This window comes from Rhizobium sp. 01T417 (assembly GCF_056398905.1).
On sequence record NZ_JBFTQH010000154.1, the window covers coordinates 1 to 1,069 of the forward strand.

Below are 1,069 nucleotides of genomic sequence, written 5' to 3' on the forward strand. Positions count from 1 at the left end.
ATCTAGTATCCAGTCGCGATACGTTCGGCGTACATCGGCGGCCCTGATGCCAGTTAAGTTGGCTGCCTTGACGGCTTTCGTCATTTCCATGATCGGCGTGCGATCATCCAGCGTCTTGCCGTTGTGATCTTTCGGTGTCCCGCTGAAGGTGTCGAAGTGCGGCCTGCTTGGTAGTTCGCTACCAAACAGTGCGTCGTAGACAGCCCAAAAATTGAGGTCGCTTACGAGTGGCTGCATCACGACCATGCCACCGCTATTCACCGGCTTTTCCTCAGGCAGGCCGAATGCGTTCAACCGATGAAGAGCCTTCGCACGCTTGACCAGGTCAGGGTCTTGCCGGGCCTGCCTGACCGCAACCTCGCCGGTCGCGGCATCGTCTGCTAGTCGGAGGGTTGCCTTGCGCGATTCGCCTTCCGCTGCTTTGAACTCGTCGCCGAATCCGGCATCGGTCGCTTCCCATGGTTTGAAATCAACTGTATCCGCATCAATGTCGCTGTCTGGGGTGTCTGCTGGTGCAGGGTCGTTTTGGGCTTCTCGTCCACTCTCGTGCTTGTTGAGGTCGGGCATAATCTTTGGTGAGTTCGTTGTCGATTGTTCAGGCATCCTTGTGAGCCGCTCCGGTGCCAGCCGTAGCGGCTTTTCTTTTTTCAGCTTTCGTATCCATGGGCGAAACTCCTGTTGCAAATCGCAGGCAATAGAATGCCCGCCGGTTGCGGGTTCGACCGGCAACCAGTTGATAGGAAATAACATTGGGCGCTCGCGCTGTGGAGCAGAAATTGCCGCACGCTATGGCGGCATAGATATGGCCGGGCTGATGCCGTGACCTTGGGGCGCTACTGCGCTGGTGTTCGGTTACTGCTTGCTGCGCGGACCGGGACGTACGCCGGTGGGCCGGTTGGGGAAGGGCGGAACATTCCCTTCCGCTACGTAGGCCACAGCCTGTCGCACGTATTCGGAAAGGGTCATGTTGCAGTTCTTTAGCACTTCGGACGCGCGCTTGTTCACGGCGGCATCCATCGTGAATCCAGTTCGGAATGGCTTCTCCATCGCTTGCTTTCCGTGTTTGTCG

At 57.6% G+C, this 1,069-nt stretch carries 2 protein-coding genes; both read right to left on the reverse strand.

Annotated elements, in window-relative coordinates; all coding sequences use genetic code 11:
• Positions 1-750 (reverse strand): hypothetical protein (locus AC1DPR_RS32130; protein WP_477818046.1); only part of this gene is annotated, 750 nt, incomplete at its 3' end.
• A 102-nt stretch (positions 751-852) separates the two neighbouring features.
• Positions 853-1,069: hypothetical protein (locus AC1DPR_RS32135; protein WP_477818047.1), on the reverse strand; the 217-nt coding region annotated here is incomplete at its 5' end.